Below are 24,065 nucleotides of genomic sequence, written 5' to 3'. Positions count from 1 at the left end.
GTGCAACTGTTAACTGTTAACTGACTCCAAAAGCTGGGCAATTTGCCGATTTATCTCATTCAATTCAAAGCGTTGACTGGCTGAAATTTGGGCTTGATGGGCGATCGCACTAGCTAATTTAGGCTGCTGACGACAAGCATTGATAATCTCTGCTAATTTCTGAGCATCTCCTGGTGGTACGAGCCAACCTGTTTTTCCTGTCTCTACCAGTTCTACTGCACCCCCAGCTTGGCTGGCTACGACTGGACGACCGCAAAGCATAGCTTCGACAATCACGCGCCCGAATGGTTCCGCAGCAATCGATGTGTGGGCAACTAAGTCACAGGCTGCCATTAATGACACGACATCGCTACGAAAGCCTAAGAATTGGACTCTTTGTTCTAGTCCTAACTCGGCAACTTGCTGGTGTAATTGTTGCTTGTAGTCCTGTTCGCCAAATAAAGCATCTCCAACAAATATTGCTGTCACTTCTGGCGGACACTGCGTCAGTGCTTCTAGAAGTATGTGCTGTCCTTTCCACGGTGCGAGTCGGCTGAAATGTCCGACGACAAACTTGCCATCTAGTCCCAACTGCTGTCTTGTCTGAGCTACAGAATTTTCCTGTCGATACAACTGGGGGGCAAATCCGTTGTAGACAACACGAACGAGTTTAGGATTTCCCCCTGCGGCGAGGAAAGCTTTTTGACTTGCTTGAGAGTTAGCAATCACTAACGAGGCACGATTTGCCAAAGTTACAGCTAAACGCAAGTTGGTGCGGCTAAAATGCTCGGTTGAGAGGATGTCATGTAGGTGATAGACCAGAGGGCGGCGACTGAGGAGGGATGCGATCGCTCCTACCACCAGTGCTTTTTGCGTATTGGCATAGATGATGTCATACTCGCGGGCAATTTTGGCAACGCGGGCAATCAAAGGCAGCAACTGACCGAGGCTACTCGCGCCTTGGAGCAAACCACTGTCTTTACTCACTTGTAGCGATCGCCCAGTTAGCACCTGCACGGGAATTTCGTGCTGTTGGAGTAAATCTTTAAACCCACCATCGGCGAACAAACCAACTAAACAGCGATCGCGATATGGTTTAGCAATATCCAACAGACAAAGCTCCGCCCCTCCTGGCTTGCCACTTTGATCGAGGAATAGGATTTTCATACGAATTGGTAATGGGTAGTTGGTAATTGGTAGTTGGTTGTTAATTACCATCAACTATCAACCATCAACTATCAACCATTTCCCCAAACTTTTTTCAGCTCAACTCCTTGTTCTCTGGAGTAGGCTCCATATCCGTAAGAAACGTTACTCACGCCATTTGCCACCACTCCAATCACGTTAAGCTTTCTCAGCATGGCGTTGGCTTGTACTAACTCTGTCTTCTTCACCATACCAACGCGAGAAACTAGCACGACACCAGTACAGCAAGAAGCGGCAATCATCGCATCTACCATACCCAGTAAAGGTGGAGCATCGAGTAAAATCAAATCGTAATTTTGCTCGAATCCTGCCATCAACTCTCGCATTCTTTGCGAGCTGAGTAGGTTGGCTGGGTCTTCTGGCTGTGGTCCAGCAGTCAAAATGTCTATGTAGGAGCCAGAAGACTGAATTGCATTATGAATCGGCAGCGTGGCATCGCTGCTCAACAAGGTAGACAGTCCGTAATCGTTGGGCAAATTCAGGATTTGATGTAAACTCGGACGGCGCAAGTCGGTATCGATCAACAACACACGCTGGTGCAGCCGTGCCGCACTTAAAGCTAGACCCAAGGCTAAAGTAGATTTACCCTCACCTGCTACGGCGGAAGTTACCACCAAAGATTTGAATGCAGCCATTTCGTTCATCAACTGGAGATTGCGATAAATCAAATCCAGCGATTCCCATGATGGGGGCCAATTTCGTACTTGTACCGTCCAGGGCGACAGGTGAAGTGGCTTGCCAAAAGGCAAACTGACTTCTGGTTGTGCCACTCTGCCTCTGGGCAATTCTGGAGTCATGCCCAACAATGGTAGCTCGAATTGTCTCTCCAAGTCTTCGGAACTGTGGACGGAATCATCGACGGCATCGCGCAAGAAGGCGGCTAAACTACCCAGCATCAACCCCGCAACTAGACCCAACAACAAGTTCAGCTTCAAGTTGGGACCAACTTTCAATCCTAGACGCGGTTCTTCCAAAGCTTGCCAGTCAAATCCACCTCTAGCAATTTCTAAACTTAATTCTTGCTGCGCTCTCAACAGCTGCTGGAGTTTATCGCGGTTAATTTGGACGAAGGGAACTAGACGGTTGTATTCTGCTAATAGCACTGGGAAGCGCTTAAGATCGCTACGTAGCTTCTGCTGTGTTTGCGCTAGACTGTTATCCCGCGCCCGCATCGCATTCATGTTTGTCTGTACTTCGATCAATTGACCTGCAAGGTTGAGGTCGAGCGCTCCTAATTGTCCTTGCTGGAGAATACCATCTGCCGCATTACCAGCTGCTGCTGCTTGGGATGCTTGTCCCTCACCCAGAACTCGTCCGCCTTCCTGCTTCATCATGCTGAGCAGGTTTTGCCGTTGTTCGAGTAATTTTTTCACGTTAGGGTCTTCATCCGTGAAGACAACCCGCCGCTGTGATAGGGCGAGTTCCGTTCTCTGCAACTCGTTGAGTAGCGTTTGATAGCGCGATGATTGGCTCAAGCGGGAAGCAACTAGCGCTTGTTGGGGAGAACGAGCGAGTTGCTGTTGCAGTTGACCGTAGCGTGCTTGCAAGTCATTATACTGGGCGCGGATGACTTCGCGTTCCTGCGCGATCGCATTTAACGAGTTGTTGACTGTCGCCGCTTGTTGCTCTGGATCGATCAGGTTATTATTTTTGCGAAACTCTTCTAATTTATTCTCTGCTTGATCGACTGTCTTGGTCACGGCAGGGATTTGTTCGTTAATAAACTTCAAACCCTTTTTCAACCGCTGTTCTTGTTGTTCGCGGTTATAAATTTGATAAACTGTATGGACGGCTTTCAGGACTTTTTGTGCTTTAATCGGATCGTTTGCTGTATAAGTCGCCTCGACGATCTTGGTATTGGCTTTTTCTTCAACAACTTGTTTTAGTACTAAGTTTTTCTTCACCTCCGCCACTGTAAGCGTAGGATATTCGGAGCGGAGAATATCGACTGCCCTTTGAATCAGCAGCGAACTACGCATGACGTTAATTTGCGTGGCATAGTCGTCAATCGTGACTCCAGAATCAGCATACTGTTCGCCTTGTCTCGGGGTCGTGCCATCTTTCTTCCCCTGATAATTCGGCTCGATCAGTAACTGCATCTCGCTCTGATATGTAGGCTTGGAGATTAAGGTAAATACAGTGGCAATTGTCAACACCGCTCCCATAACCCCCAGCAGCCAGTAGCGACGGCGCATCAAAACTGCTAACAACTGCCCGTAACCACCGTCTGATTCTTCGACGGTCATGGGCATATGACTTTCATTTACTCTAACCATGCCTAGCACTCCAAACAGTCTACAACGATCCTAATGAACTTATGCAATGCTACTCACCGTATCGGCGATCGCCCGTTCAACTTTGCTAAAAAACGCTTGTTCTGAAAAATGACTCAGGGCGTGATGGCGAATTTTGCCGTAGTCCCACTGAATTTCTTTGGCAGCAAGCAAAGCATTTTGGATTGCATCTGGCGATTGTCTGTAAAAGAATACTCCTGTATGTCCTGGAATTTGAGTGTCTATGACTCCTCCCGCGCCATAGGCAATCACGGGCGTACCGCTGGCATTTGCTTCTACTGGTACTAGCCCATAATCTTCTAAAGCCGCAACAACAACAGAGCAAGCTTTTGACATCAAATATTTTCGTTCGGCATCACTGACATGTCCTAAAAATCTGACGTTCTTCAGCGCTTTTGACTCTAGCCGTTGGCGTTCTGGTCCATCGCCGATGATGACTAAAGGTAATCCCAGCCAGTTAAAGGCTTCCACAATTACGTCAATTCGTTTGTAACTGATTAGACGAGCTGAAGCTAAATAAAAATTTTCCTTGTCATTAGAAAAAGTAAAGTTACCGCTATTAATTGGGTAGTTAATCACCAGCGCTGGTTTGCCATAGTGCTGGTTAATTCGCCGAGCTACGATACTAGAGTTAGCGATATAAAGGTCGGGTTCTTGAGCATAAATTCGGTCAACCTCTCGCATTTTGCGAAAGATCAATTCAATTAACGGATAGAAATAATGATAGTCCCCATACTCTCTCAAGTAAGTTTTTGTATCCCACAAAAACCGAGTCACGTTATGGCAAAAGCAAATGTGTTGCGCTCCCTTCCTCTTCTTCACAGCTTTAGCAAAGCTACTGCTGCTACTAATAATGAGGTCGTAATCCTGCAAATCCAGAGAGCGAAAAGCCGGGAAATAGAGAGGAGCCAGCATTCGGAAATATTTTGCTGCACCTGGAATTTTTTGTAATCCTGTCGTGTGAACTATACGGTTACCTAAATCGACAGTTTGTTCGGGATCGTATACAGAAGTAAAGATGTCTGCCTCGGGATAGCGTTGACAAAGCAGTTCAAAAACTCGCTCTGCGCCACCTCTTTGCGTTAGATAATCGTGAACTAGGGCTATCTTCATGAAAAAATAATAGAAGTTTATTTAGTAGAGTCAAACTTTAGGAACAGGCATTATTACAATTCATCTGTTGAATCCGCGAACGTACAAATAACTATGTCTCCAGAGATAGTACTTGTTGGTAAGAGCTGGCATTTGCGTAGATACACTGAAAATATAGGTAAACAGAAATTATTATACTCAACTTGTTATCGAGAACCGATGGAATTGCATACCTAGCTGAGAAAATTTACCTAAACTTTAAATAATTGAGCAATGGAAGCACTAGCAAAAAATGAATCTTATGCGAGGGAGAATCGCAGTTCGCGTTCTACATTCAATTGGACTTGACGCATTCACAGAGGAATTAGTTGCATTGAATACAGGATTCACAACATATTGGCAGAATTACTGAAACTAAAATCGAGGTTCATGCTTTGCTCATATTTTTCGGTCAATCCAAATCGAATCTATAGTTGAGTAGAATCGTTGACATCAAGCGAACTTAACTGAGGTAACAGTTCGTGCCGAGTTGGAAAAGCCAGTAAATTCTGACTTTCCATATGCTACGATGAGAGACTAAACTTTAAATCAAATTCGCAATTGGCAAGAGTTTAGCCTCGACCAATCGATTATAGGTCTAGTTCTAGGCAATGTTTTGAAAATAGTTTGGAATTAGCTTGCCTATTCTTTAGAAGTTACTTCAGGCTGTAAATTATTCCCTCCGTGTTGCTTGGCATAGATTGTTCTACTATGGCAACAAGCAGAGCTTCAGGCGTTATTTCATGCATCTCATGCATCGCTGCTTATGTCTCAGCCACTTTCGGATCGTTTCGCGATCGCCACAGCCCAAAAATTACTGGAAACTTTCAGTTGTTTGGAAGTTAAATCGGTAGAATCGGCAACAGAAGCCGCCCAGCTGCAACAAGCATTGGTACTCCTAAGCACGCAAGCAGATTTCGTCAACTTCGGAATTTGTGCCGACACGCCAGAGCAGGGGCTAGCAGCATTAGCATCTTATGCCAAAGCTCTAGGATATTCAATTGCCATCGCTCCTACCGATTTAGCTGCGGCGATCGCTCCAGTTTATATCAAATTCAACGGTCAAAGACAGACGTACTACCTCGACTCATACACGGGTAAGTATCGCGGCGTGCTGGTATCGTGTCATTCATTGGTAGAGGAATCGGTCAACGGTACTTACGGTTACTTACCGTTAGATTTGTTTCAGTAATGGATAAATACCGTTACATTTTGTTTAATAAACCCTACGGGGTGTTGAGCCAGTTTAGCGATGGCGGCGCTGGTGCAAAAGAGCGGCGCACGCTTAAAGATTTCATTCCCATTCCCAAAGTTTATCCTGTCGGTCGCCTCGACTGGGATAGCGAGGGATTGATGTTACTGACCGATCGCGGACAACTTCAACATCGACTTGCCGATCCTAAATTTGGACATAGCCGCACTTATTGGGCGCAAGTAGAACGAATTCCAAATGCATCAGCGATTCAGCAGTTAGAACAAGGAGTGATAATTGAGAATTATCGAACTCGACCAGCCAAAGTTAAACTGCTAGAACCCGAACCAACCTTACCCCCAAGAAATCCGCCAATTCGCGATCGCAAAAGCGTACCTACAGCATGGTTAGAACTCGTCTTGACAGAAGGTAAAAACCGTCAGGTAAGGCGGATGACGGCTAAAGTAGGATTTCCTACCTTACGCTTAATAAGAGTGGCGATCGCTCACCTATATCTAGGCGATCTGTCTCCCGGTCAATGGCGCGACTTAACCACCCCAGAGCTAGAATTACTTTTAAAGGATTTAGGAATTAGGGGATAGGGAAAGAGGACAAGGGAGACAAGGGAGAGGAGGGAGACAAGGGAGCTTTGTGTGCTTTGCGTGCAGGTGTAGGGGAGCAACTACCAACTACCAATTACCCATTACCACTCTTCACGCTCTTACTGCTAGCTGATAACTGCTAAGCTGAACAAAGTATTGATTTTTTAAGCCTCGTAGCTCTACTTGGGTATATCCTGCTATTATCTATAGCTCGAACTATTCCTGAGTAGGGAAAAGTGACTTGTGACGACTTGGATGGGTAGCCAGTTTTCTGCCGTCATCGGGGTTAAAACTGCTCCTAAAATGGGAAGACAAGGAAGTTAAAGATGCTGATTTGCCCCCAGTGTCAGAGCGAAAATGCCAATACCAACAAGTTTTGTCAAGGTTGTGGTACTCCCCTGACCTTCAAGTTTTGTCCTGAGTGCGGAACTCAGGTGGCTTTAAATGCAAAATTGTGCCACAACTGCGGCGCTCAAACGGGGACAGTGTGGTGGGCGATCGTCATGGGAGTTGTAGAGACGCAGGAATGTTCACCTGTCAACAACTCAGGAGTCGTAGAAGTGCTGGACGTAGCAGGAGAACCAAAAATTGTAGAATCGCTACCCAGCAGTATATCTCAGCAGAAATCAGAGGGAACTGCACCGCCTGCTCCCTTGGCTCTCTCACTCACCACTCACCACTCACCACTCACCACTTCTGCTTTACCAGCAGGAGCTTATTTAGATCTACAGCAGCGCTATCAGTTACTCGATCCGTTGGAAATGCCTTTGAATCCAAGCGATCGCATAGAGGCGCAAGTGAGAGTCCTCGACTGCCAGCCATTTCAACTATCGCCCCTAGAAGCAGGCGCAAACGTGATGGTGGCACAATCAATTCCCGCGATCGCCAAAACCTATATTGCCCTCAACTCTAAATTTGGGGAAAAATATCGTCAAAAGCTACCTAAAATCCACGATGCTTGGCAGCAGGGAAACCAGCAAGTGATCCTGATTGCCGATCGCTCTGATTGGCAAGACCTGATGCAGATGTGGCACGAACCCAGCACGACTCCAATGCAGATTATGCAGTGGTTTGAGGATATGGTACGGCTGTGGCACGAACTGGAGCCTTGGCATTGTCGCCAAAGTCTATTGGAGCTATCTAACTTGCGCGTGGATGCGACTGGGAGTCTTGGATTGCAACGCTTGTATCCCGATCCACCTCAAGAAAATTTAACCTTGCAAAATTTGGGACAGATTTGGCAGCAGTTATTTCAAGAGTCTCAACGCACTAAATTTGGTTCCTTGGTAGAGTTGCTGTTGGATTTAACTGCGGGTGACATCCAGACAACAGATGAGCTACAATCGCGCCTGCAAGCTACGAGCAGTGAATTACAATTAGAGGCGATCGACGCACCTTATTCTCCTTCAGTATTGAATACACAGGAGGCAGCTGCCGATCGAGGAAAAGTTGGAGTAACTTTAAATAACTCTGCTGCACCAACTGTTATTCAAATGAACGAATCTCAAGAGAATTTTATGAAAAGCGAGGAGTTACCGACTCTAGTGCTGCCAATGCATTTGGTTAGCATTGAGGATGCGGGTAACACTGATGTCGGTCGTCAAAGGCATCATAACGAGGATTGTTTTGGGATCATCACCAAAGTCGATAAATACGTGTTTCCTAGCGATCGCACGATTGAGGCACAAGGTATTTATATTCTTTGCGATGGTATGGGCGGACACGCTGGTGGTGAGGTAGCTAGTGCGTTAGCAGTGAAGAAGCTACAAGAATACTTTCACGCCAATTGGCAACCGTACCAACCTTTACCCAATGAAGCTTCCATCCGCGAGGCAATCCGCATTGCCAATCAAGGAATTTTTGACCTCAACCAGCAGGATGCCCGTTCGGGTGTCGGACGGATGGGAACGACTTTGGTACTCGTTCTCGTCCGTAACAATCAAATGACTGTAGCTCACGTTGGTGATAGCCGTCTCTATAGCTTTAGCCGCAAGCGCGGATTAGAGCAAGTCACCTTGGATCACGAAGTGGGACAGCGAGAGATTCTGCGGGGCGTGGAACCAGCGGTCGCCTATGCTCGTCCTGATGCCTACCAGCTGACGCAAGCATTGGGTCCAAGGGACGAAAATTATGTCAATCCTGATGTCAGCTTTGTGGAATTGAATGAAGACACTCTGTTGATATTAGTATCGGATGGAGTTTCGGATAATGGCTTACTAGAGCAACATTGGGAAACCCACATCGAACCCCTACTTAACACGGGCGCTAGCTTAGAACGAGGTGTCACCGAATTGATTGAATTAGCTAATCAGTACAACGGGCATGACAATATTACTGTTGTCTTAGTACGGTTGAAAGTGCGCCCGAAGTTGGAGCATTAATCGTGTGGTCACGCTATATCTGCTACATCCAGAACAATCCAAACCCCTGCAACAATGGCAATTCGAGGATGCGTCAATCGTCCGTATTGGTCGCGCCCCCGATAACGATGTAGTTTTGGCAGATCCCCTAGTTTCCCGCCATCATTTACTGCTCCAGCGGCAAAATGGAGAAGATTCATCGAGTCATGTTTGGCAGCTGATCAATCAGGGGACGAACGGGACTTTTCTGGATGGCGTATTAGTCTCCCAAAGCGCGATCGTCGATGGGTCGATAATTCAACTAGCAAAAGGTGGTCCTACTCTCAGGTTTCAATTTCAACCCGTCAGTACGGGAGCAGGGAAGAAGATTTGCACCCATAGCGGTAATGCGCCACAAAACCTATTCTGCATTCACTGCGGTCAGCCACTTTCAGTACAGCAGACGATTCACCAGTATCAAGTGCTACGCATCTTGGGACAGGGAGGAATGGGAACGACATATCTTGCTTGGAATCCCAGTCAGAAAAAGCATCTGGGGAACAATTCAACTCGCGAGTCTCAGCCCCAATTGCTCGTTCTAAAGGAAATGAATGCTGAAATTGCCAAAGTTGCCAAGGCTCAAGAACTCTTTGAGCGGGAAGCTAATGCCTTGAAGCATCTAAACCATGTAGGAATTCCCAAGTATTACGATTTTTTTGTCGAAGATGGGAAGAAATACTTGGCGATGGAACTGATTCATGGTCAAAATTTAGAACAGATAATTTATAAATACGGTCCTGTCACCTCAGCAAAAGCGATTGATTGGATGCTGCAAGCGTGTGAAATTTTAGACTACATTCACAGGCAAGAGCCACCGCTAATTCACCGCGATATTAAACCCGCTAATTTGATGTTGCGATCGCTCGATCATCGGATTGTGGTGCTAGATTTTGGTGCGGTGAAAACTGGTGGAACTGCTTTTGTGACGCGGATTGGTGCTGAGGGATATTGCGCTCCCGAACAAGAACGCGGACATCCATTAATTCAGTCTGACCTTTACGCGATCGGACCTACTTTAATTTTTTTGTTAACAGGCGAAGCGCCGTATAAATTTTATCGTTCTAGTAGTAAGGGTTATCAATTTCAGTTGGATGGCATCCCAACTGTCACTCCCGAATTGCAGGCAGTCATTACAAGGGTGACGGAGACTAAACCTAGCGATCGCTATGCCACGGCTAAAGAACTGGCAATAGCACTGAGCGAGTGTTAATTCAATATATCTCGGTTAGTGATGCAAAGATCCTGGAGATTCCCCAACTCCCGCCAAATCGAGGGCTTTAAGTTCCCCCCTTTTTAAGGGGGTTAGGGGGATCTTGCCTTAACCAAAAAGTATTGAGCGTTAATTCTGGAATTTATGTCTACACAAATAAAATCCGTTGGCGCAGACTGGATAGTAAGGTAGCCTACGCAGGTAGGCTTTGTTTGTATGCGCCTCAGACCTAATCGTCTGAGGGCAAATTTAATGCGGACAGAATTTATTCTTCGTCCCAAGCTTCTACCGATAGCAGTTCGCTGACGGGATCTTGCATGGAAAAGCCGAAATCCGTTAATTCTTGCTTCCAATAAGACCATTCATTACCAAATACGAGGGCAATTTTCCAGATGCTATCTGTTGGTCTGACAATTTTGGATTCTACGAGCGAACGGATCTGGTGCTGGAACTTCACCATTGGGTGAATAACAGGCTGAGCCATAAGTTTTACTTAGATTTTCGATTGAGTTTGCTAAATACCTAACTTGAAACGCTTCCGAATTTTGATCAACACCGATGCGTGGAGTTTTTCTTCGGCGCAGAAGCAATTCTCTACTCTTGTACTCTACCACAAATGATTTGGCAAGTACCTTGACAATTGTTATTGGTTCGGGAATTACTACTGTGCCAGATGAGTAACTGGAATGCAGGGAAGTGAAATTGGACGCTAAAAGCGATCGGTTCTTCTTAGCTATGTAAAATATGATAACAATAATTGCTGCTCTTTGATGCAGTACGGTTAATTAGTAGTAAGCGATCGCCCCAAACTTAGATGAAAATTCGCTGTAAATTTAACCCGAAACCGGGCAGCACATCTTCACCAGATAAAGTTAAAGGAGCTAGCAAAACTTCTACTGGTTGTCCCGGACGGTAGATTTCAACTTGACGTTCTTGAGGATTAATTAACCAACCCAAACGCGCACCATTATCCATATATTCCTGCATTTTAATTTGCAGATCTTCCAGAGCATCGGTGGGGGAGCGCAACTCGACGACAAAGTCAGGACATAGGGGAACGTAACCATCTTGCTGTTGTTGGCTCAAAGCCTCCCAGCGCCGTCTTTCTACCCAAGAGGCATCAGGAGAACGTTTTGCACCGTTTGGCAGCACGAACAAGACGTTGGAATCAAATCCTTCTCCCAAATTCAAGTTTGCTTCTACCCATGTATCTAATTGTCCAGTTATACTGCGATTCTTGCGGCTAGATGTTCCTCCTGTGGGTGGCACAACAATTAAATCTCCTGCTGCTGTTTGCTCAAAATTCCACTCTGGATTAGCTCGGACGATGCGATCGAACTCTGCATCCGAGAGTTTTAATGAATTGATTGTCAGGCTACTGTTCATTGCTGTGTTAAATCTACAGGCAATTCTTTTAATTCAAATGTATCATCGACTGGCGATCGCAGAATTATAGTTTTGTTCGGTTGCGATCGCGTATTCTTTTTATATGCGATCGCAATTCTTTTTATGAAACTTGCTATATTTAGCTACAAGGGCAAACTGATAAAACCTCACCTCAATTATTTTCTCTCATATCATCGTCCAAAATTGCTTCAATATCTCTGGCACTATGAATGACTCGAAGAATTTCGATTCCTGAGTCACTAGGACGATAGAAAACAAGATATTTTTTAAATCCTTTTATACCCTGCTGCCGAATACCAGCCAGAATAGGATTGGAAAATTGACAAAGTTTTCCTATCTGAGGCATTTTAGCAAGTTGATTGAAGGTTGCTTCTGCTGCTGCTAGAAAGCGATCTGATACATCTAAGTTATCTTCTGCGATGTATGTAGCTAGCTCTATTAAATCGCGGATGACTTGGGGTCGTTTGTTGACTTCACTCATCAATCTTCGCTTGAACTTTGGCGCTTAGTAATTCTCTCACGCACGGTTTGGCGAATGTCTTGCCAATCTTGAGCAGTAATCGGAGTTTCTTGACCAGAGGCTAGACCCTCCAATAATAAAGCTTCCAAACGCTCTTGGGCTTTACGCTCTCGATCTTGGCGCACTAATTCGCGAAAATACTCGCTAATTGTACTATAGCTACCGTTTGCCACTTGTTCTTCAACATAGGCTCGCATAGCATCAGGTAATGAGATATTGATGCTTTTCACAAGATTCCCCTAATTAACTTCTCTCTATATTTTGACAATTCTTGCCATTTCTTGTCACTACATATTTTTAGGCACGATCGCCATTAAGTACTCTTTAAGCAACTTGCTACATTGAACTGCAAACGCGAGTTGATAAGAAGCCACTGTTGTAGCAGAGTGCGATCGCACGTTCTCTGTAGAATGCATCTTTTTCTTAAACAAGTATTAAGTATCGAAGTCTTTTCCCGTAGATTTACTGAATTATGACTTTGTTAATTGGTAAATAGATGAGTTCTTTCCGTAAAATTGCGCTTGAGTAACCCCAAGAGGTAGCGTTAAATAGCTATGTCAGGGTGCTAAATCTACTTAAGTGCAAATACTTTGTAATTAATAGTAATGGAGGCGATCGCTCTTACATGAGAAGTGGGTAATTTAGAGCTATCTCTTTCTTAATGTTCTATATGTCTAGAAAAAAAATTGAACGAATAGCTGCAATTATATCGATCGCCTCATTTGGTGGTTCTATTTTAGTTGGCGGAATACAAGCTATTGTTACTGCGATGAATCAATCTCAAGAAACTTCTCAAACAGCAAGCGTAGATGTAAAGTCATCGAAGCGATTGCGGAATTCTCAACTAAATTTACAAGCAAAAGAGTATAAAATAGTTTTGAAGCAAGAACCAGACAACCAAGTAGCACTCAAAGGATTGGTAGAGGCAAGGATACAAATGCAAAATCCTAAAACTGCAATTCAACCTTTAGAAAAGCTAATTGAACTGAATTCTAGCAACCAGGAGTATAAAAATTTATTAGCTCAGTTAACACAGCAGGACAAAAAGAGCGATCGCTAATTAAATTTTAAATTATTTATTAATAATTTTATCTTTGATTCAATCTTGTTGAGGGAGTTGAATGTTTACTGCACCTTCAGGCGTAATAGATATTTTTCCTCCTAAAGCTTGAATACGAGCGATCGCTGACTTACGTGTCAGCTCATCAAATGCATTGTCTAAAATCAATATCCAAGCACTAGCTTGAGCTAATTTGCTTTTAGGATTAGTTGCTAAAAAGTGAGCTGATTGGCGAGACAAACTCGCCACATTTTTACTTTCAATATCCGAATAAAAGCTTGCCCATTCTGCTGCTGTTTCATAGGAATCTTTGGCAGCTTGAGAATTGCCTAAAAAGAGTAATTCGTCAGTTCCTTTATAACGCCAAACGTAATAAGATTTAGATGGGACTTGTGGAGAAATATGTTTTAAGCCTTGGTCGATCAAAGCTATCGTTCGCTCTGGCATTCCTGCGTATAAAGTCGTACTGCTAGAAAGGAAACGATAAGCTTCTAAAAAGAATGGATCGCGTTCGATAATGACTTGAAAATATTCTGGGCTAAGACCATAACCTATTTTGTTGCGAGTTGATTCATCTCCAAAGTATTGTAAGAACTTAAGAAAAGTAAAATCTGCGACTAAATTTTTAAAGCCAAAAGAGGGAAGCTGCTGCATTAGATTGAGATGCTTCTTGTCAATCTCAGCTTCCTGCTTCAAAGCTTGTAATGATTTTGTTTGACTTGTAGATTTTAGCTTAGCAATTTGAACTTGCTGTAGAAATGCAATTCCTACTACACATGTGACAGCTATAATAGACGTTACTAATACTTGGTTGTTTTTATAACGAGCAGACAGCATTTGTAGTGACTGAAATAAAATAATAGAGCTATAACTATTTTACATAGCTATATATCTTTGTGTAAGTTACGACGGACAAGTAGGAGCAGAAGCGTTCGATGTGCCAGATGTAGGAGTTGCAAGGAAGATTGCACCAGTAACTGAATCTCCTGGGTTTGCGCTTACGCAACCGCTGAATGCTTTTAGATCGATAGTTGCTGGTGTAGCTGTAAAGCGTGCCCTAGTTGCACTTGCACCGTCGATATTATATGTATAGCTTGCCGTGTTATGAATACTAATGCTAAGTTGCGAAATACTACTAGCAAATGATGAATTTTCTAGTCGATAAGCTTGTTGAGCGCGATTTACAGTACCAACATAAATTTTGGCTTCAGATTCTTTTGCTTTATTTGACTGATTGATGAATGAGGGCCATGCAACAGCTGAGAGAATACCTATAATGATAATAGTAACGAGTATTTCAATTAAGGTAAAACCTGAATTTTGGTTTATGCTGAGTAGAGTTTTTAAAAATTTTACTGGTAATCGTTTCTTCATAAATTCTCGTTTTCGAGTTTTATTATTATTTCGAGCAAACGATCGTCAAAACTCAATTATTTAGTGATGATAATGTATGAAAACATATCGTAGCCTGTTATATAAAATTCTACAGCAGATATAATTATTGCCGAGTTTAAAGTTTTTAGTAAAATAATAAAATTTGTGGATTATTAAAAATGCCAGCTAATTTATTAGCAATACTAGGCAAACGCAATTTTGCCTAGTATTTAAGTATTAAGTCAATGTATGTATCAATTGACTAGTTGGACGATTAAGGAGTGCCAGTACCGCCAGTAGTACCAGTACCGCCAGTAGTACCAGTACCGCCAGTAGTACCAGTACCGCTAGCAGATGGGCAGGTGGGAGGAGTTGCAGCCGCTGTACCACCCGCATTAGCTACTTCAATACTTGAGCTAGTGGTTGAGTTGCCTGGGTTAGCAGATACGCAACCGCTAAACGCTTTCAAATCACCAGTTGCTGGTGTAGCTAGAAAGCGCCCTGTAGTTGCAGTACCTGTATCCATAGTGTAAGCATAATTAGCACTGTTTTGAATACCAATACCTAACTGGGTAATGTTACTAGCGAATGCTGTATTTTCTAGCCGATAAGCTTGTTGAGCGCGGTTTACAGAACCAGCATAGGTCTTAGCTTCAGCTTCTTTGGCTTTAGCAGCTTGGTTGAGGAAAGAAGGCAGTGCAATTGCTGACAGAATACCAATGATGATGACAACTACCAGTAATTCAATCAGGGTGAAACCTGCATTCTGCTTTTGATTTTTCTTAGTTAGGTGTTGTAGTAGTTTAACTTTGAGTTCGGATTTCATGATTCTAGTTTCCTTTAGGGGGTGAAGTGCGTGGCTTATTGCCTTGTTACAAGTAACTTACCCACCCCTAAATCGGATCATGTCACCTAGTTGCAAAATTCAGTACCTACACATAGTTTGAGCGGATAAGGTGAAAACTTCATATTGTTTTAATATAAGTTTGTTGTAGATTTTGTGAATATTACGTAGTCGATCCCCCCAACCCCCCTTAAAAAGGAGGGCGATAGACTCTCGCACAATATATAGAGTATGGAGTGAAATCGCCCTTTAGTGAAGTGAGGATGCGATCGCCCTTGAGTAAAGTAAAAATGCGATCGCCCTTTGGTAGAGTCGGGATGCGATCGCCCTTTGGTAAAGTCGGAATGCGATCGCGGTTACAGTTCCTCGTCCAACTCCGGCAAAATCAGCGAAATCTGCTGCTTTAGATCTGGTAAATTACGCTCTACCACATTCCAAACTTCGCGAATATCTATGCCTAGATAGTCGTGAATCAATACATCTCGAAACCCAGCAATCCGCCGCCAGGGAACTTCTGGATATCTCTGCTTCAAATCTTGAGAAACCCGCTTAATCCCCTCTCCAATCAACTCAAAATTGCGACTCACTGCATCTTGAATGATGAGAGACTGTAAAAAAACATCCCTTCCACCCTGAGTATAAAGCTCTATGCGCTGGATACGCTCAGCAATGTCTGTCAAGTAAGATCGATCGTCTTTCACAAAAGTAATGCCTCGTTGAGAATGCGATCGCGTAAACATTGCCGTAGTCCTTGCTCGGTCGCCACATCTACCTTTATTCCTAAAAGATCTTCTAAATCTTGGATAAGTGCTATGCGATCCAAAAGACTACGACTCGGCTCTAGTTCTACTAGAAAATCCACATCGCTATCTGGTCTGGTTTCCCCACGGGCTACCGAGCCAAAAATTCGTACATGAGACGCACCGTGCTGGGCAGCAATGCGGAGAATGTCTTTCCGCCTTTCTTGCAACAGTTCATGAACACTCATGGCTTAACTATCTCTAATGCTCTTGTATTATTATCTCGACTTTAAAGCAACAGGGAATATTTGTGGCAAAATCAACCATGCAAATACGCGATCGCCTGTTGGTCAAGTAGAAATGCGATCGCCTGTTGGTAGAGTCGGGATGCGATCGCTGGCAAAAGAATAACGATGCTTGGTCCCGTAACTCAGTCTTCTTCTGACTTGCTCTCAGGTCTAGAGATGAGTTCTCCATAAACGGCTTGCTCTGCATCCCATGTTTCTCGCGCATGTTCTGGAACCATATTTCGTTGGATGTCTCTTGCCAACCGAGGTGTATACTTGCCTCGCACTCCACCCCGAAAATCGTACTCATCACGTAGATCTAAATCTGAGTTAGTCTTTTCATCTTGAGAAGGTTTAGGTACTTTTTTCGTAGGTTCTGCGTTCATAACGTGTAGCTCGTCGGGCGCTGATGATACGAATATTGTCCCCCGATCGAGGAATACGACAACCAACAGCCGTCCTCGGTTGGAAGAGCCGATAATTATATATCTTTGTTCGCTCTGCGAATGGTTGGGATCGTCAATCGCGATCGAAAGTGAGTCGAGAAATACTGTAGTGGCTTCTACAAACGAGATATCATGCTTAACTAAATTCTGCTGCGCCTTGTTTTCATCCCACTCAAAGCCCTCAATCATCTAAAAACTGAATTCCTCAACACCATTTCGTGTTAAACCCGAGCTAACACTCAAGACTAATTATGTCAGACAACGCTATTGTAAAAAACAAATTACATCTTGTGGTAAAAGTAGAAATGCGATCGCACCTATTGGTAAAGTTATAAACGCGATCGCCTGTGAGTAGAGTCGGGATGCGATCGCCTGTTGGTAAAGTTGGGATGCGATCGCCTTTGGGTAGAGTTGGGATGCGATCGCCTGTTGGTAAAGTTGGGATGCGATCGCCCTTGAGTAAAGTAGAAATGCGATCGCCTGTTGGTAAAGTTGGGATGCAATTGCACTTGTTGGAGAAGTGACGATGCGATCGTGCCATATAAACAGAAGTATGGAGCAATCTAGGGAAAATCAGCTAGATAGACCAATCTTGAATCATGAGGTTGGGAACCTTCTGAAAGTCTTGCAAATTTCTGGTCAGGAGAATTCCGTCGTGAGCTATAACAATCGAGGCAATGCGTAAGTCCTGTGTTCCTACTCGAATTCGTTGAGCCTTAAGCGATTGATAAATCGTATGGGAATTTGCATCATACTGAAGTACTTGAAATTCAGACAGCAGCATTACCGTTTCTACCAATCGCTGATATGCATTTGACAATACTACTCCATCTCTTGCTTCTGCAACCTGTGCCAAACGCCCCCGCAACTGCTCTTCGACGTTAATTGCAGTCGTTGCGATCTGCCCTTGATTTGCCTTTGCCTGCAATTGAGCGATAACCAGGGGATGATTGCGCCCATAGAGACTAAGGTGGTCGGTGTCTAAAACGTATAGAGGTATCACTCATCTGTCGCAGCATTTGCCTGTTTGCGGATGAGTGCTAGTTTTTCTATCCAATCCTCAAAGCTAGGATCGTCAGCAAAAATTCCAGCATACTGCATTGCAAAAGCCGTCCGATCGGGTTCAGTGGCTAAGTCAAGCTTAATAGTGACAAACTTTCCCGTAGCAAGTTGGGATTCTAAAGTAGCTTTTGCTTTAGCGATCGCTTCTTCCTCCGTGACTCCTTCCGCGCTCACCGTAGGCATTCCTATCACTGATGCCACAAATTTTCGTTCGGCTGGATTCTGGACAAACACCTGATATTGCACGCTTGATTTCTCTAAATCACATTCCTATTCTACAAAAAAGAGCAATTCTCCTTTTGTTCTATTTGTAAAAATTGCCTCTTGACTCCCATCGTGACAGAGATTTACCTATGTCAGCGATAGAAAATCTACCCGAACTTAAAGAAAAGCTGAAGTCTGCGATCGCCCTTTGCTGAAGTAGAAATGCGATCGCCTATTGGTAAAGTAGAAATGCGATCGCCCTTTGGTGAAGTAGAAATGCGATCGCCCTTTGGGTAGAGTTGGGATGCGATCGCTTGGACAGATAGCTCGATCGAGCGGCAAAAGTCGCTTTTGGCTTGGAATAACACTACGGTGATATGATTTGTCTATTCGATCTAATAACAGATGAATGCCCGTTCCTCCAAGAATCGCCGCTCTCATTGAGCAATTACATCAAGAAATAAACCAAACTGAGCAAGCAGTAACAGCAGGATTGCAAATTGCTAGACTTAAGCTGAACAACTACCCTAACAATTCTCTTCTCATTTAAATTTATGCCAGTCTCAGTAATTATCTAGTATTTATAGAAATATCCAGAAGGTGCATAGATTATAGCGAAGTAATAGTAGCATCTGAGGCAGTAGCAGAACTTCAAATCCAAGAAGCTGGAGAAATGCTATCTGAAATCTTAGGCAGAGTTTTAGAAGCTAAAATAGTCGTTGATAGAATTAAAACTCGTTTGGAAAATTGGTCATGACACAAAAAATAACCTCTGATAAAGAACGAGAGTTACTAGAAATTTTAGAATTAGTGCAAGAAGGAGAAGAAAAATTGAGGGAAATTAGCGAGAGATCTACAGAATTGGCACAAAAATGCCAATGTTGGTACGAACAGAACACGGTGCGGTCGCGGGAGTGACAGTTTGTAGCAAAGGTGTGAGCCTGTTGGTATAGGAATGCGATCGCCCTTTAGTAGAGTAGAAATGCGATCGCCCTTTAGTAGAGTCGGGATGCGATCGCTTGAAACCTAACTCATTAGAATATGCTTAGGGTGTTAGATAGGAGAGCAAGATGCATACATCTATCCTCGATCGCGTGGTCGAGCAACTGAAAGATATGCCTGAGAATTTACAGCAGCAAGTACTTGAATATGCGCGCGCTTTGGTAGGCTCAAAAATTCAAGGTGTTCCAGGTCAACAATTACTGCGTTTTGCAGACACAATACCAACAGACGATATTCAGTTGATGCGCGAAGCAATTGAACAAGGCTGCGAGTAGGTTGACACCAGTGAGTGGTAAATACCTGCTGGATACTAATATCATTATTGCGCTTTTTGCAGATGAAGCAGCAGTCAAAAGCAATCTTGCACGAGCAAATGAAGTCTTTATTTCGAGTATTGCCATTGGTGAGCTGTATTATGGTGCAAGACGATCGAGCCGCTCAAACGAAAACTTAGCACGTATTGATGAGTTGGTAGCCAATACTACTGTACTTAGATGTAATACACAAACCGCTCGTTACTACGGAAAAGTTAAGAATAAGTTGCGTCTTAAAGGCAGACCGTTACCTGAAAATGATATCTGGATTGCAGCACTTGCGCTTCAGCATAGTTTGACACTGGTTACACGCGATGCCCATTTTCAACAGGTTGAAAACCTCTAAATAGTCGTTTAGTGAGTAAGTTGTAGCTGGCGATCCGCCTGTTGGTAAAGTTGGGGTGCGATCGCTTGTGAAATGTATGAGAGCAATGCGGTTTCCTAGCTAACGCAATACAATATTGAAACAATCATCACACTAGAAACTTATGCAAATTCAAATTGCTTTACCGGATGATGTCGCCCATTCTTTAGAAACAAAATGGGGCAATTTAGAACAGAAATTACTAGAAATGCTGGCGATCGCGGCTTATCAAGAAGGCTCTATTAGTGCTGGAAAAGTGCGAGAATTGCTGGGTATGTCTACTCGTTTAGAGGTTGATGCGTTTCTCAAAGAAAAGGGTGTATACCTGCACTACGATGAGGCTGACTTTGAACAAGATATTTATACCATGCGGAGGCTAGAGCAAGAGGGGCAGCTAAACCGGTAATGATTGTTGTTTCGGATACCTCGCCTCTGTGCTATTTACTACTGATTGAAGAAATTGAAGTTTTACCGCAGTTGTTTAATCGAGTAATTATTCCTCCAAGAGTACGCGATGAGTTATTAGCACCAGCTGCACCTCTAGTTGTTCGGGAGTGGATAGCACAGCCTCCAGCCATTCTGGAGGTGCAAGCGATTACAGGTGAAATTGATGTAGCCTTGAATCAGTTAGATTTGGGAGAGTAGGAAGCCATTACCTTAGCTCTTCAACTGAAAGCAGATTTGATTTTATTAGATGATTTGGCAGCAAGACGCATAGCAACCCAGTTCGAGCTAGAGATTGTTGGTTTGCTGGGTATTCTTGGTTCTGCGGCAGAGAAAAGAAGAATTCATTTCTCTACTGCTATTGAGCGGTTGCAACAAACCACATTTCGAGTTTCACCAAAATTGATTCAGTCTCTTTTGCAGCAGTAGCAAAAGGACGAGCAACTATAATTCCTATGAGTTTAACTAAAGGATAGTAGTTTTGCAGTGGCGCGATCCCCTGTTGGTGAAGTGGAAATGCGATCGCCCTTTGGTAGCGTCAGGATGCGATCGCCCTTTGGTAGAGTGGATGAGTGCAGGAGTCCGAGAACTCCGCTAAGCTATGATAATGCCCCATCAGGTTTCTGCGATCGCGTCACGACAAAAATAATTACATTTCTTCTAGAATAAGTTATTCAGCTATTCAGCCTAAAATACAACTCATCAGCTTGGTGCATATTGACTCGTCGAACATATGGCAATTTTACACTGTAATTGGATTCAAAAAGACCAGCAAAGCTATCTATTTGTTTGGGGTGAAATTTGGCGTTCTTTAGTAGGAGATATCGAGATAAATTCAGCTACAGACGTTCCCGTTCACCCTTTAGCAATGACAGCTCACGAACTATTAGAATGGTGGCGTGGCTCAGATATTTCTATTCCTAAATCTTTATCTTTATCAGAGCAAAAGCAGGCGCGATCGCAGAAAAATAGCGAACCGTCACCGATCGACCTCCCAATTTTAAACCAAACTCTTGCCTTACCAAGCATAGAGACTCAGAAACCAAAAAAAATCTCGATCCGTCCATTGTATTCTGCTCCTATAACGGAAGAAAACGACGAACGAGAAACTACAAAATCTCAATTTTTCTATCCGTGGCAAGTTGAAGGTTTTTACCTAAAACCACAAGAGGCGATCGCCTTTTTAACATCACTACCTTTAGCCGTCGATCGCCTAGAAAATTCATGGATGGGGGGCGATTTACGTTTTTGGTCGCAAGTAGCGCGATGGAGTTTAGATTTACTCAGTCGAGGCAAATTCATTCCTACTTTGAGCCAACAAAATCACGATTCTAACAACAATGTTATGGCTCGTTGGCGATCGCTTCTCGACAGTGCGATCGATTCCTCACGGTTGGCAAAGTTTGCGAAAGTAATGCCTGTGGTTTGTTATTTTTATCAGAATACAACAATTGTAGGAGCGCACGGCTGTGCGCCCCTACAAATCAAATTTCCATCGCCGCCACAAGAATTAATCTTAGAATTTCTCAACGATACAATTGACGTACAGGTTAGAGCGATCGCGCAGCAAAATGTGCAAAATAATTCTTTCCCTGCTGTACCTTCACCTCTGAAAGAATGGTTACAAAGTTTGGCTGCTGTTGATGCAAAAATAATAGTAGATCTAGCACAATTAGAACGCTTAGAAGCAATTGTCAAAGCTTGGACTGCACCAATTCAATATCAATTAGAAGGGCGAAGTTTATTTCGGACTTGTTTTCAGTTATCTCCTCCAAATGAAGGTAAGAATAATTGGACTCTAAGTTACTATCTACAAGCAGTAGACACGCCTGAATTTATTGTTGATGCAGCTACAATTTGGCAGCATCCAGTCGCTAACTTAGAATATCGCGACCATCGCACGATCTCGCAACCGCAGGAAACTTTACTAAGGGGTTTGGGATTAGCTTCAAGACTTTATTCTCTAATTGCACCAAGTTTAGAACAACCATTTCCTCAATCTTGCAGCCTCAATCCCCTACAAGCATACGAATTTATTAAATCAGTCGTATGGCGATTTGAGGATAGCGGTTTAGGTGTGATTTTACCCTCCAGTTTAGAGCGCGAGGGTTGGGCAAATCGTTTAGGATTAAAAATTAGTGCCACAACTCCGAAGAAAAGCGATCGCCTGGGATTGCAAAGCCTACTGAATTTTAAATGGGAATTGGCGATCGGCGGACAAACTTTATCAAAAGCAGAATTCGATCGCTTGGTGAAGTTAAACAGTCCCCTAGTCGAAATTAATGGCGAGTGGGTGGAATTGCGTTCCCAAGATATCAAAACAGCCCAAGCTTTCTTTACGGCGCGAAAAGATAACTTGAATTTAAGTCTAGAAGATGCTCTGCGATTGAGTACGGGCGACACCCAGACGATTGAAAAGCTTCCTGTCGTCAGTTTTGAAGCATCAGGGGCTTTGCAAGAGTTAATGACAGCGCTAACGGATAACCAAGCGATCGCACCTTTAGGCACACCAGAGGGCTTTCGCGGCGAATTGCGCCCCTATCAAGCACGGGGTGCGGGGTGGTTGAGTTTCCTCGAACGTTGGGGCTTAGGTGCGTGTCTGGCGGACGATATGGGACTGGGAAAAACGATCCAGTTCATCGCTTTTCTGCTCAATCTCAAGCAACAAAAAGCATTAGAAAAACCAACTTTGTTAGTTTGTCCTACTTCTGTATTGGGAAACTGGGAACGGGAGGTGAGAAAATTTGCCCCGCAGTTAAAAGTATTGATGTATCACGGGGATAAAAGACCAAAAGGTAAGACATTTGAGCAAACTGTCGCAGGTAAGGATTTAGTTATTACTAGTTATGCTTTGATCCAGCGTGATTTAAAAACTCATCAAAGTGTTTCTTGGCAAGGAATTGTTTTAGATGAAGCACAGAATATCAAAAATTCTGAAGCCAAGCAATCTCAAGCAGTGCGTCAGTTAGAAGCCCAATTTCGCTTTGCTTTGACGGGTACGCCAGTAGAAAATAGATTGCAAGAATTGTGGTCAATTCTAGATTTTATCAATCCTGGTTATTTAGGACAAAAGCAATTCTTTCAAAGACGATTTGCAATTCCAATTGAGAAATATGGCGATGCAGCTTCTTTAAAAACATTGCGATCGCTAGTTCAACCTTTTATTTTGCGACGATTAAAGAGCGATCGCAGTATTATTCAAGACTTGCCAGAAAAGCAGGAAATGACTGAATTTTGTGGTTTATCTCCCGAACAGGCAAAACTGTACGAACAATTAGTTGAAACATCCTTAGCTGAAATTGATGCTGCTGAAGGAATTCAACGCCGAGGGATGATTTTAGCTTTGTTAGTAAAATTGAAACAACTGTGCAATCATCCAGGGCAGTTTTTGAAAGAAACAATGCTGAAAGAACCACAGCGATCGGGTAAATTGATTCGATTACAAGAGATGTTAGAAGAAGCAATTTCAGAAGGCGATCGCGCTTTAATTTTCACTCAATTTGCGGAATGGGGCAAATTATTAAAACCGCATTTGGAACAAAAATTGGGAAAAGAAATCTTTTTCCTCTATGGTAGTACTTCCAAGAAACAAAGAGAGGAAATGATCGATCGCTTTCAGTACGATCCACAAGGACCACCCGTGATGATTTTGTCTCTCAAAGCTGGGGGAACGGGATTAAATTTAACGCGGGCAAATCATGTATTTCACTTCGACCGCTGGTGGAATCCAGCCGTAGAAAACCAAGCCACAGATCGGGTATTTCGGATCGGGCAAACTCGTAACGTTCAAGTCCACAAATTTGTTTGTACGGGGACGTTGGAAGAGAAAATTAACGACATGATTGAAAGCAAAAAAGCCTTAGCAGAGCAAGTGGTAGGCGCAGGTGAAAATTGGTTGACTGACTTAGATACAGACTCTTTACGTCAATTATTAGTGTTGGAACGCAATGCGGTAATTGAAGAGAATGAGGATTAACAATAACT

32 protein-coding genes are annotated in these 24,065 nt (G+C 43.6%); 14 read left to right on the top strand and 18 right to left on the bottom strand.

Translation table 11 applies throughout. From position 1 onward, the window contains the following. Positions 1-9 precede the first annotated feature (9 nt). From H6G17_RS18755 to H6G17_RS18745, 3 genes are all read right to left on the bottom strand, one after another. The gene (locus H6G17_RS18755) at positions 10-1,146 is read right to left on the bottom strand and encodes a glycosyltransferase (RefSeq protein WP_192159717.1); all 1,137 of its coding nucleotides are present in this window, start codon (positions 1,144-1,146) and stop codon (positions 10-12) included. 71 nt (positions 1,147-1,217) lie between these two features. Then, a complete protein-coding gene (locus H6G17_RS18750) occupies positions 1,218-3,461 on the bottom strand; it encodes a polysaccharide biosynthesis tyrosine autokinase (RefSeq protein WP_192159678.1) in 2,244 nt (747 codons plus the stop codon). 39 nt (positions 3,462-3,500) lie between these two features. After that, positions 3,501-4,592, bottom strand: a complete 1,092-nt coding sequence (locus H6G17_RS18745) for a glycosyltransferase (protein ID WP_192159676.1) — start codon at positions 4,590-4,592, stop codon at positions 3,501-3,503. 784 nt (positions 4,593-5,376) lie between these two features. Here H6G17_RS18745 and H6G17_RS18740 point away from each other — a divergent pair. From H6G17_RS18740 to H6G17_RS18725, 4 genes are all read left to right on the top strand, one after another. After that, positions 5,377-5,802 (top strand): DUF1824 family protein, encoded by a 426-nt coding sequence (locus H6G17_RS18740; protein WP_192159674.1) that lies wholly within the window; start codon positions 5,377-5,379, stop codon positions 5,800-5,802. Then, on the top strand, positions 5,802-6,404 hold the full coding sequence (locus tag H6G17_RS18735; protein WP_192159673.1) for a pseudouridine synthase: 603 nt from the start codon (positions 5,802-5,804) through the stop codon (positions 6,402-6,404). Before H6G17_RS18740 ends, H6G17_RS18735 begins: the two co-directional genes overlap by 1 nt. Before the next feature lie 326 nt (positions 6,405-6,730). Then, entirely contained in the window at positions 6,731-8,785 is a 2,055-nt protein-coding gene (locus H6G17_RS18730; RefSeq protein WP_192159672.1) for a serine/threonine phosphatase, read from the top strand. A gap of 4 nt (positions 8,786-8,789) precedes the next feature. Continuing rightward, positions 8,790-10,013, top strand: a complete 1,224-nt coding sequence (locus H6G17_RS18725; protein WP_192159671.1) for a protein kinase — start codon at positions 8,790-8,792, stop codon at positions 10,011-10,013. A gap of 265 nt (positions 10,014-10,278) precedes the next feature. On the opposite strand, the gene H6G17_RS18720 is transcribed toward H6G17_RS18725, so the two are convergent. From H6G17_RS18720 to H6G17_RS34185, 5 genes are all read right to left on the bottom strand, one after another. Next, positions 10,279-10,497, bottom strand: a complete 219-nt coding sequence (locus H6G17_RS18720) for a DUF4327 family protein (RefSeq protein ID WP_015154334.1) — start codon at positions 10,495-10,497, stop codon at positions 10,279-10,281. A gap of 326 nt (positions 10,498-10,823) precedes the next feature. After that, entirely contained in the window at positions 10,824-11,399 is a 576-nt protein-coding gene (locus H6G17_RS18715) for a Uma2 family endonuclease (protein ID WP_192159670.1), read from the bottom strand. A gap of 172 nt (positions 11,400-11,571) precedes the next feature. Beyond that, positions 11,572-11,901 carry a type II toxin-antitoxin system RelE/ParE family toxin gene (locus H6G17_RS18710; RefSeq protein WP_192159669.1) on the bottom strand — a complete coding sequence of 110 codons (330 nt, stop codon included), beginning with the start codon at positions 11,899-11,901 and terminating at the stop codon, positions 11,572-11,574. Continuing rightward, on the bottom strand, positions 11,901-12,170 hold the full coding sequence (locus H6G17_RS18705; RefSeq protein WP_192159667.1) for a type II toxin-antitoxin system ParD family antitoxin: 270 nt from the start codon (positions 12,168-12,170) through the stop codon (positions 11,901-11,903). The genes H6G17_RS18710 and H6G17_RS18705 overlap by 1 nt, the downstream gene beginning before the upstream one ends. A 57-nt stretch (positions 12,171-12,227) precedes the next feature. Next, positions 12,228-12,356 carry a hypothetical protein gene (locus tag H6G17_RS34185; protein ID WP_277876033.1) on the bottom strand — a complete coding sequence of 43 codons (129 nt, stop codon included), beginning with the start codon at positions 12,354-12,356 and terminating at the stop codon, positions 12,228-12,230. Between the two features lie 254 nt (positions 12,357-12,610). On the opposite strand from H6G17_RS34185, the gene H6G17_RS18700 reads away from it, so the two are divergent. Further along, positions 12,611-13,000, top strand: a complete 390-nt coding sequence (locus H6G17_RS18700; protein WP_192159665.1) for a tetratricopeptide repeat protein — start codon at positions 12,611-12,613, stop codon at positions 12,998-13,000. A gap of 39 nt (positions 13,001-13,039) precedes the next feature. On the opposite strand, the gene H6G17_RS18695 is transcribed toward H6G17_RS18700, so the two are convergent. The 3 genes from H6G17_RS18695 to H6G17_RS18685 all read right to left on the bottom strand — a co-directional run bounded on the left by H6G17_RS18695 (position 13,040) and on the right by H6G17_RS18685 (position 15,200). Continuing rightward, positions 13,040-13,837: a hypothetical protein gene (locus tag H6G17_RS18695; protein ID WP_192159663.1), complete on the bottom strand. Its 798-nt coding sequence runs from the start codon at positions 13,835-13,837 to the stop codon at positions 13,040-13,042. A gap of 66 nt (positions 13,838-13,903) precedes the next feature. Beyond that, positions 13,904-14,374 (bottom strand): type IV pilin-like G/H family protein, encoded by a 471-nt coding sequence (locus H6G17_RS18690; protein ID WP_192159661.1) that lies wholly within the window; start codon positions 14,372-14,374, stop codon positions 13,904-13,906. Between the two features lie 274 nt (positions 14,375-14,648). Then, positions 14,649-15,200, bottom strand: a complete 552-nt coding sequence (locus tag H6G17_RS18685; RefSeq protein ID WP_192159659.1) for a type IV pilin-like G/H family protein — start codon at positions 15,198-15,200, stop codon at positions 14,649-14,651. A gap of 254 nt (positions 15,201-15,454) precedes the next feature. On the opposite strand from H6G17_RS18685, the gene H6G17_RS18680 reads away from it, so the two are divergent. Then, a complete protein-coding gene (locus H6G17_RS18680) occupies positions 15,455-15,625 on the top strand; it encodes a hypothetical protein (RefSeq protein ID WP_192159657.1) in 171 nt (56 codons plus the stop codon). Here H6G17_RS18680 and H6G17_RS18675 read toward each other — a convergent pair. Next, positions 15,575-15,919 (bottom strand): DUF86 domain-containing protein, encoded by a 345-nt coding sequence (locus H6G17_RS18675; protein WP_192159656.1) that lies wholly within the window; start codon positions 15,917-15,919, stop codon positions 15,575-15,577. The genes H6G17_RS18680 and H6G17_RS18675 overlap by 51 nt on opposite strands. Further along, positions 15,916-16,206, bottom strand: coding sequence for a nucleotidyltransferase family protein (locus H6G17_RS18670; RefSeq protein WP_106545024.1), 291 nt, complete (start codon positions 16,204-16,206; stop codon positions 15,916-15,918). Before H6G17_RS18670 ends, H6G17_RS18675 begins: the two co-directional genes overlap by 4 nt. A gap of 16 nt (positions 16,207-16,222) precedes the next feature. Here H6G17_RS18670 and H6G17_RS18665 point away from each other — a divergent pair, with 16 nt between their 5' ends. After that, positions 16,223-16,369 (top strand): hypothetical protein, encoded by a 147-nt coding sequence (locus tag H6G17_RS18665; RefSeq protein ID WP_192159654.1) that lies wholly within the window; start codon positions 16,223-16,225, stop codon positions 16,367-16,369. Positions 16,370-16,388: 19 nt separating this feature from the next. Here the strand turns inward: H6G17_RS18665 and H6G17_RS32745 are convergent, their stop codons facing one another. From H6G17_RS32745 to H6G17_RS18635, 5 genes are all read right to left on the bottom strand, one after another. Beyond that, positions 16,389-16,880, bottom strand: coding sequence for a BrnT family toxin (locus H6G17_RS32745; RefSeq protein ID WP_199316836.1), 492 nt, complete (start codon positions 16,878-16,880; stop codon positions 16,389-16,391). 43 nt (positions 16,881-16,923) lie between these two features. Then, positions 16,924-17,232: a hypothetical protein gene (locus H6G17_RS18650; protein ID WP_192159650.1), complete on the bottom strand. Its 309-nt coding sequence runs from the start codon at positions 17,230-17,232 to the stop codon at positions 16,924-16,926. A gap of 36 nt (positions 17,233-17,268) precedes the next feature. Further along, positions 17,269-17,694, bottom strand: a complete 426-nt coding sequence (locus H6G17_RS18645; RefSeq protein ID WP_199316835.1) for a type II toxin-antitoxin system VapC family toxin — start codon at positions 17,692-17,694, stop codon at positions 17,269-17,271. Next, entirely contained in the window at positions 17,691-17,954 is a 264-nt protein-coding gene (locus tag H6G17_RS18640; protein WP_199316834.1) for a hypothetical protein, read from the bottom strand. The genes H6G17_RS18645 and H6G17_RS18640 overlap by 4 nt, the downstream gene beginning before the upstream one ends. Positions 17,955-18,134: 180 nt before the next feature. Then, positions 18,135-18,398, bottom strand: a complete 264-nt coding sequence (locus H6G17_RS18635) for a hypothetical protein (protein ID WP_192159646.1) — start codon at positions 18,396-18,398, stop codon at positions 18,135-18,137. 312 nt (positions 18,399-18,710) lie between these two features. Between H6G17_RS18635 and H6G17_RS18630 the strand changes: the two genes are divergently transcribed. The 7 genes from H6G17_RS18630 (at position 18,711) to H6G17_RS18605 (ending at position 24,057) form a co-directional block, all read left to right on the top strand. Further along, entirely contained in the window at positions 18,711-18,875 is a 165-nt protein-coding gene (locus tag H6G17_RS18630) for a hypothetical protein (protein WP_192159644.1), read from the top strand. 152 nt (positions 18,876-19,027) lie between these two features. Further along, positions 19,028-19,234: a hypothetical protein gene (locus H6G17_RS18625; protein ID WP_192159642.1), complete on the top strand. Its 207-nt coding sequence runs from the start codon at positions 19,028-19,030 to the stop codon at positions 19,232-19,234. Positions 19,235-19,244: 10 nt separating this feature from the next. Continuing rightward, on the top strand, positions 19,245-19,619 hold the full coding sequence (locus tag H6G17_RS18620) for a PIN domain-containing protein (RefSeq protein WP_192159640.1): 375 nt from the start codon (positions 19,245-19,247) through the stop codon (positions 19,617-19,619). Positions 19,620-19,761: 142 nt separating this feature from the next. Beyond that, positions 19,762-20,043 carry a UPF0175 family protein gene (locus H6G17_RS18615; protein WP_192159638.1) on the top strand — a complete coding sequence of 94 codons (282 nt, stop codon included), beginning with the start codon at positions 19,762-19,764 and terminating at the stop codon, positions 20,041-20,043. Next, positions 20,043-20,282 carry a hypothetical protein gene (locus H6G17_RS32740; protein ID WP_199316833.1) on the top strand — a complete coding sequence of 80 codons (240 nt, stop codon included), beginning with the start codon at positions 20,043-20,045 and terminating at the stop codon, positions 20,280-20,282. Before H6G17_RS18615 ends, H6G17_RS32740 begins: the two co-directional genes overlap by 1 nt. 36 nt (positions 20,283-20,318) lie before the next feature. After that, positions 20,319-20,510, top strand: a complete 192-nt coding sequence (locus H6G17_RS32735; protein WP_199316832.1) for a DUF3368 domain-containing protein — start codon at positions 20,319-20,321, stop codon at positions 20,508-20,510. A gap of 304 nt (positions 20,511-20,814) precedes the next feature. Then, a complete protein-coding gene (locus tag H6G17_RS18605) occupies positions 20,815-24,057 on the top strand; it encodes a DEAD/DEAH box helicase (protein WP_192159636.1) in 3,243 nt (1,080 codons plus the stop codon). Positions 24,058-24,065 lie beyond the last annotated feature (8 nt).

The sequence above is a fragment of the Chroococcidiopsis sp. [FACHB-1243] genome, from assembly GCF_014696895.1.
Classification (GTDB): domain Bacteria; phylum Cyanobacteriota; class Cyanobacteriia; order Cyanobacteriales; family Chroococcidiopsidaceae; genus Chroococcidiopsis.
The sequence above is the reverse complement of the archived record's forward strand: the minus strand, read 5'-3'. Positions and strand labels throughout refer to the sequence as shown.